5 protein-coding genes are annotated in these 7,488 nt (G+C 69.5%); 2 read left to right on the top strand and 3 right to left on the bottom strand.

Annotation, left to right across the window (positions count from 1 at the left end; translation table 11 throughout):
* Positions 1–73: 73 nt before the first annotated feature.
* The gene (locus tag ACWFR3_RS46110) at positions 74–1,456 is read right to left on the bottom strand and encodes a serine hydrolase domain-containing protein (protein ID WP_453740720.1); all 1,383 of its coding nucleotides are present in this window, start codon (positions 1,454–1,456) and stop codon (positions 74–76) included.
* A 54-nt stretch (positions 1,457–1,510) separates the two neighbouring features.
* Positions 1,511–2,386, bottom strand: coding sequence for a methyltransferase domain-containing protein (locus ACWFR3_RS46105; protein ID WP_453740719.1), 876 nt, complete (start codon positions 2,384–2,386; stop codon positions 1,511–1,513).
* A gap of 133 nt (positions 2,387–2,519) precedes the next feature.
* Between ACWFR3_RS46105 and pdxR the strand changes: the two genes are divergently transcribed.
* Complete coding sequence (gene pdxR, locus ACWFR3_RS46100) at positions 2,520–4,007, top strand: MocR-like pyridoxine biosynthesis transcription factor PdxR (protein ID WP_453740721.1); 1,488 nt, start codon at positions 2,520–2,522, stop codon at positions 4,005–4,007.
* A 42-nt stretch (positions 4,008–4,049) separates the two neighbouring features.
* On the opposite strand, the gene dnaB is transcribed toward pdxR, so the two are convergent.
* The gene (gene dnaB / locus ACWFR3_RS46095; protein ID WP_453740718.1) at positions 4,050–5,528 is read right to left on the bottom strand and encodes a replicative DNA helicase; all 1,479 of its coding nucleotides are present in this window, start codon (positions 5,526–5,528) and stop codon (positions 4,050–4,052) included.
* A 460-nt stretch (positions 5,529–5,988) separates the two neighbouring features.
* Between dnaB and ACWFR3_RS46090 the strand changes: the two genes are divergently transcribed.
* Positions 5,989–7,326 (top strand): MATE family efflux transporter, encoded by a 1,338-nt coding sequence (locus ACWFR3_RS46090; protein ID WP_453740717.1) that lies wholly within the window; start codon positions 5,989–5,991, stop codon positions 7,324–7,326.
* Positions 7,327–7,488: the final 162 nt, after the last annotated feature.

The raw sequence follows: 7,488 nt of genomic DNA, 5'->3' as shown, positions 1-7,488 counted from the left end.
TGTTTCACGTGAAACACGACGCCCCACCGGGTCTTTACAAGCTCTCAGCCACCTTGGTGCCTCTCAGCGGTCCTCAGAGGGGCAGACCCCGCCATCCCTCCGGGTCCACTCCGCCCGGCACGGGAGCCCCCGCGTCGTACGGCTCCCGCGTGAAGAAGAACGACCCCAGGTCGAGGTGGCTCACCGTCCCGTCGGGGCGACGCACCGCCCGCAGCACCTCCCCGGCGAAGTATCCGTCGAGCCCGGTCCAAGCGCCCTCACCGTTCGGCCGGAACCGCGAACCGCGGCCGCCGCCCGCAAGGGGCGACAGGTCGATCGCCCCCTCGGCCTGCGGCCGCAGCACGAAGGTGGTCGTCCCCCAGTACCAGGGCCCCGCAAGCTCCAGCAGAGCGTCGTCCAGTTCGGGCAGCGGCCGCCACGCCTCGGGGATGCGCGGCTCGGCCTCGGACACGATCTTCAGCAGGTCATAGGCCAACGCCGTCACGGCAGGGCCGGACGTGCAGTTGGTCAGCGTGACCGCGACCAGGCCGTCCTGCTCGCTCGCCCACAGGCCGGCCATGAAACCCGGCAGCGAACCGCCGTGCCCGACCAGGGTGCCTACGTCCCCCCGGATCAGCTGCGTGCCCAGGCCGTACGTCACGTTCCAGTCCCCCGGCACCGCGGGCGACGCGGGCGCCCGCATCTCCCGTACCGAATCCGCGGACAGAACCCGGTCGTCACCTTGCAGGAGGAAGGCGCCAAAACGCGCCAGGTCCGCCGTCGTGGACCACAGCTGCCCGGCCGGTGCCATGAGACCCAGGTCCTCGGCCGGCTCGGGCATCATCACGTCAGCCCACGGATGGACGGCCCAGCCACCCGCGTGCGGCGCTTGCGGCTGCGCACTCGTACGGTCCAGGCCCAGCGGCTCCAGAATCTCGCGGCGCAGCACGGCTTCCCACGAGTCACCGCGCAGCGCCTCGATCAGTGAACCGAGCAGTGTGTAGCCGGGGTTGGAGTAATGAAACCGCCGACCGGTGGAATGCTTGAAGGGCTGCTCGCCGAGCACGTCATCGAGCTCGGGGCGCTGCGATCCCGGCGTACGCTCCCACCACTCTCCAGGAGTCTCGGCCGCCAGCCCACTGGTGTGCGCGAGGAGTTCCACGATGGTGACGTCGCCCGCGCCCGTACCCGGCAGGTGCTTCTCCAAGGGGTCGGAGAGGTCGAGCACGCCCTCGTCACGCAACCGCATCACCAGCACGGCGGTGAAGGTCTTGGTGATCGAGCCGATGCGGTACTGAACGTCCTCGTTCGGCGCATGCCCCTCGACGCAGGTGCGTCCCTCGGTCCACACCAACTCGCCGTCCCTGAGCACCGAGGCGACGAGCGAGGGCGCTCGCCCCTCCGCCTGAGCGGTGGCGACACGGTGCAGCAGGGCTCGGCGGGTGGTGGGCAGCAGCTCTTCACGGGGAGATGTCATGGCCCTAGTCCACCCGCGGAGAAGCCGCGAGTCGAGCGAATTCCGCCGGGCGCGCTACGCGGAGCGCGTACCCGTGGCCTTGAAGAACGTGTAGTGGAAGGTCCCGCCTTCGTCCGCGGTCCTGTGCAGGTCGGCGATCCCGCGGTCCCAGTCGGCTTCGGTGATGAGGGCCGCGGCAAGGGCATCGTCCCTGATGGATTCGATCATGGCGATGAACGTACTGCGGGTGAAGCCGTCTACCAGCGCGGGCCGGGTCCTGTCCGCGTATACGGTGCACGGCCGGACGCTGACGTCGTCGTATCCGGCCTGCACGACGAGCGGTTCCAACTGCCGCCCGACCAGGGCGTTTCCGCCGCCGTCCGCCTGGAGCCGGACCAGGCAGTCGATCGCCGCGCGGGCGTAGGCACTGTCGGGGTGGAAGAACGCCGAATCGTGGTCCCCCTCGATGACGGTGATGGTCCCGCCGGGACGCAACAGCCGTCGCAGACCGGCGAGCGCCTGGCGGGCCGATGCCAGATGCTCCAGGACGAAGCACACGAAGATGTGGTCGAACTCGGCGTCCGGGAAGGGCAGAGCGAAGAGGTCGGCACGGCACCACCGCACATGTGCGTCGGGCGCGTGTGCCATGACGCGGGCGCGGGCCTTCGCCAGTGAGTCCGCCGAACGGTCGACGGCCACGAAATGCGCACCGGGGCTGGAGTCGACCAGATGGACGGTCTGGGCGCCGACCCCGCAGCCGACCTCCAGAACCCGGCTCCCCGCGGGATACGACGTGCCGTCGTGCAGCAGCGCGGCGAGCGTGTCCGCCTGGTCCCCCAGCCTGCGGGCCTCACGGTGCGAGTACCCGTGGACGTAGTCAACTGCCGGACGGGCGGCGGGTTCTGGCGTCGGGGTGGTGGTGCCGGAGGTTGCGGCTGCTGCTGTCTGCATGACTTCAGCCTGCTGCCACTATGGCCCGGTGAACAGGTCCAATGACTGTGCTGCCGACCGGTCCATAACCACCGACGAGAAGGGGCGCACAGCGCACGGAGCCAGCTCCGTGTCCATCTCCACGCCCGACTCCATGCCCGGCTCCGGAATGTACGGGACGCCCACCGGCGCGGACGGCGCGGACTTCCTCCAGCTCAGCATCGACGATGCCCCGGCGGGCGGGCGCGTGGACTGGCTGGCCCGGCATCTGCGCCTCGCCATAGCCGACGGCCGCCTGCCGGTGGGCAGCAGACTCCCCGCGACCCGTGTCCTGGCAGGCGAACTCCGCGTGTCGCGCGGCGTGGTCACCGAGGCGTACCAGCGTCTGAGCGAGGACGGGCACGTTGCCGGGCGCGGGCGAAACGGGACCGTGGTGGTCGCCGCACCGGCGAGAACACGGCCCGCTATGCCTGCGGACCCGCCGCCGCCCTCTCCCCCCGGCGCTCTGTTCGCCGCCTCGCCCGGCACGGACATCTTCGACGCGCTGCGGGACACTCCGGCCCGGATCGATTTCTCACCCGGAGTGCCCGACCTCACCGCCTTCCCCCGCGCCGCCTGGCTGCGCGCCGAACGCACCGTGCTCAGAGAGCTTTCGGCGTCCGCCTTCGGATATGGAGACCCGCGGGGGGCACCGGCGCTGCGCATCGCCGTCGCCGACTGGCTGGCCCGCAACCGGGGCATCCGCGCCGACCCGGGGGACATCGTCATCGCCGCGGGCACCGCCCAGACCCTCACCCTGCTCGGCCGGGTACTGCACGACGACGGCATCCGCGCGGTGGCCGTCGAGGACCCCGGCTCCCTCGGCACCCGCCAGCATCTGCGCAATGGCGGCCTCGAAACCCCGCCCGTCCCGGTTGATGCCGACGGCATCCGCGTCGCCGAGCTGCGTGTCACGGACGCCTCAGCGGTGTTGCTGACTCCGGCGCACCAGTTCCCGACCGGCGTGGTGCTCGGCGGCGAGCGGCGGCGCGACCTGATGCGCTGGGCCACCGAACGCAACGGGCTGATCATCGAGGACGACTACGACGCCGAGCACCGCTACGACCGCGCTCCGGTCCCCGCCCTGCGCTCCCTGCTCGCCGAGCACGTCTGCTACGCCGGGAGCGTGTCCAAGCTGCTGGCCCCTGCCCTGCGTATCGGCTGGGTCCTCGCGCCGCCCAAGTACCGGGACGCGGTGGTGGCCGCGAAGCGCTTCGCCGACCTCGGCAACGCCGTACTGCCCCAGCTGGTCCTGGCCCGGCTGATGGAATCGGGAGCCCTGGAACGCCAGTTGCGGCTTCTGCGCGGACGCCACCGCCGTCACCGGGACGCGATGATCTCTGCGGTCGGAGCCCATCTGCCGCATGCCGTCGTGCACGGCGCCGCAGCGGGCCTGCACCTGACGATCACCTTCGACGCCGGCTTCCGCGACACGGACCTCGCGGCGGCTGCCCTGGCCCGCGGGGTAAAGGTCCAGCCCTTGTCCTGGCACAGCCAGCGACCGCACCGACCCGGCCTGGTCCTCGGCTACGCCGCGCCCACCTCCACCGCCATCGCCGAGGGCATGGCGATACTCGGCGAAACCTTGAGGCGCCTGCCCTGACGTATCGCCGCGACGTACCGCCGTGACGTACCGCCGTGACTGCTACGTCTGCGCCATGTCCACGAAACGCGAGTAGTGGCCCTGGAAGGCGACCGTGATCGTCGCCGTCGGGCCGTTACGGTGCTTGCCCACGATGATGTCCGCCTCGCCCGCGCGCGGCGACTCCTTCTCGTACGCGTCCTCGCGGTGCAGCAGGATCACCATGTCCGCGTCCTGCTCGATCGAGCCGGATTCACGGAGGTCGGAGACCTGGGGCTTCTTGTCCGTGCGCTGTTCGGGGCCACGGTTCAGCTGCGAGAGCGCGATGACCGGGACTTCGAGCTCCTTGGCGAGCAGCTTCAGGTTTCGCGACATGTCCGAGACTTCCTGCTGGCGGCTCTCGGCACGCTTGGAACCACCCGACTGCATCAGCTGCAGATAGTCGATGATCACCATCTTGATGTCACTGCGCTGCTTGAGGCGACGGCACTTCGCGCGGATCTCCATCATCGACAGGTTCGGCGAGTCGTCGATGTAGAGCGGCGCCGCCGAGACCTCGGGCATCCGGCGTGCGAGCCGCGTCCAGTCCTCGTCCGTCATCGTGCCGGAGCGCATGTGGTGCAGCGCCACCCGTGCCTCCGCCGACAGCAGGCGCATCGCGATCTCGTTGCGCCCCATTTCGAGGGAGAAGATGACGCTGGGCAGGTTGTGCTTGATGGACGCGGCACGTGCGAAGTCGAGCGCCAGCGTCGACTTACCCATGGCGGGACGGGCGGCGATGACGATCATCTGGCCGGGGTGCAGGCCGTTCGTCAGCGAGTCGAAGTCGGTGAAGCCCGTGGGCACACCGGTCATCTCGCCGCTGCGCGAACCGATCGCCTCGATCTCGTCGAGCGCACCCTCCATGATGTCGCCGAGCGGGAGGTAGTCCTCGCTGGTGCGCTGCTCGGTGACCGCGTAGATCTCGGCCTGAGCGCTGTTGACGATCTCGTCGACGTCGCCGTCGGCCGCGTATCCCATCTGTGTGATGCGCGTACCCGCCTCGACGAGGCGCCGCAGGACCGCCCGCTCGTGGACGATCTCCGCGTAGTACTCGGCGTTCGCCGCCGTCGGCACCGTCTGCACCAGCGTGTGCAGATAGGAGGCCCCGCCCACCTTGGTGATCTCGCCGCGCTTGGTGAGCTCGGCGGCAGCGGTGATCGGGTCGGCCGGTTCACCCTTGGCGTACAGGTCGAGGATCGCCGTGAAGATCGTCTCGTGCGCGGGACGGTAGAAGTCGTGTCCCTTGAGCACCTCGACGACATCGGCGATGGCGTCCTTGGAGAGCAGCATGCCGCCGAGCACCGACTGCTCCGCGTCCAGATCTTGCGGCGGTACGCGCTCGAAGGCGGTGCCTCCGCCGTCCCAGCCGCCGCCTTCACGGCCGCGATCGTGCTGTTCGTCGCGGTTCCTGCCTCCGTCTCGGCGCTGCCGGGAGGCGGGCAGACGGTCACTGGGACCGCTGTCGGCCCAGGGGTCGTCCAAGGGCTCGGAGATACTCACCGGGCCACCTCCCTCACGTCCGCCGAGCGGACCTCGCCGTGCCCTTCTTTCTTACGGCACGACACTGACAAATGAGCGGCCCAACTCCGGTTCTGACGCGTCGGTTTTACGGGCTTTCCGAGGTCGGATCACGAGGGGGTCGCCGCACTACGGTAGGGCCGTGGCCACCGTCAGCCAATCTGGTTATCCACAGGCGGTGTGGATGACGGGCGCGTTGCTGTGGAGAACTCCGCCAAACCTGTGCACGGCTCGGTGGACAGGCCTGTGAACAAGCACTCAGCGCTCTCCGCAAATACAGTCTGACCTGCGGCTTTCCCGTCCACTGGCTGTGCAGAAGAAAAACTTTCCCCGTCGGCCCAAGATCGTGCCGAACAGCGCTCTGAAGAGCGCCCCACCAGAGCCCGAGTAAGGGTCTTTCGAGCATTGCATCTCTTACCTGTGGAAGATTAGATTGGTGCCCATGACACAGGTTCCCGCGGCGACCAAGGCCGCTCGGCGACGACATGACCGAGAGATCATCGCCCTCGCCGTTCCCGCCTTCGGCGCACTCGTCGCCGAGCCTCTCTTCGTGATGGCCGACAGCGCCATCGTGGGCCATCTCGGAACCGCACAGCTGGCCGGTCTCGGCGTCGCCTCGGCGCTCCTCACCACCGCTGTGAGTGTCTTCGTCTTCCTCGCCTACGCAACCACGGCCGCCGTCGCCCGCCGGGTGGGCGCCGGAGATCTGCAGTCCGCCATCCGCCAGGGCATGGACGGCATCTGGCTCGCTCTCCTGCTCGGCGCCGCCGTCATCGCCGTCGTCCTTCCCGCCGCACCCTCGCTCGTGGAACTCTTCGGCGCATCGGACACCGCGGCCCCGTACGCGATCACCTATCTCCGCATCTCCTCGCTCGGCATCCCCGCCATGCTCGTCGTGCTCGCCTCCACCGGCGTGCTGCGCGGACTGCAGGACACGAAGACCCCGCTGTACGTGGCGATCGGCGGCTTCGTCGCCAACGGCGTTCTCAACGTCGGCCTCGTCTACGGCGCCGGCCTGGGTATCGCAGGATCCGCCTGGGGCACCGTAATCGCCCAGTGCGCGATGGCCGCCGTGTACCTCTTCGTCGTCGTACGCGGCGCCAGACGCCACGGCGCCTCCCTGCGACCCGACGCCGCCGGCATCAGGGCCTGCGCCCAAGCAGGCGCACCTCTTCTCGTCCGTACGCTCTCGCTGCGGGCGATCCTCATGATCGCGACCGCGGTGGCCGCGCGTCTCGGTGACGCCGATGTGGCCGCCCACCAGATCATCCTGTCCTTGTGGAGCCTGATGGCCTTCGCGCTCGACGCCATCGCCATCGCCGGCCAGGCGATCATCGGCCGTTATCTGGGGGCCAACGACGCCCAAGGTGCACGCGACGTCTGCCGCCGCATGGTGCAGTGGGGCATCGGCTCCGGGATTCTCCTCGGCGGGCTGATCGTCCTCGCCCGCCCCTTGTTCATCCCGCTCTTCACCGGCGACTCCGTCGTCCAGGACGCCGCCCTGCCCGCGCTCGTAGTGGTGGCCATCGCCCAGCCGGTGTGCGGCATCGTCTTCGTCCTCGACGGTGTCCTGATGGGAGCGGGCGACGGCCCCTATCTGGCCTGGGCGATGCTGGCCACGCTGGCGGTCTTCGCTCCGGTGGCCCTGCTCGTGCCGGTCTTCGGCGGCGGCCTGACCGCCGTCTGGGGAGCGATGACGCTGATGATGACGGTCCGCATGCTGACCCTGTGGCTCCGCACGCGCTCCGGACACTGGATCGTCACCGGCGCCACCCGCTGACCTCGAAGCGCTGTTTCACGTGAAACGAGGCGTCCGTAAGAGCGCACGTCCGTGAAACACGTTGGGCCGCACCCAGAGGGGGGGGGCCACACGGTGGTTAAGCTCTGCCACTCGCCGTGGGGAGGCGGGGACGACCACGATGTTGACCAGAGCGGCCACCAC

This window comes from Streptomyces sp. NPDC055189, from assembly GCF_053606765.1.
This window is presented reverse-complemented; position numbering and strand designations above follow the sequence as displayed.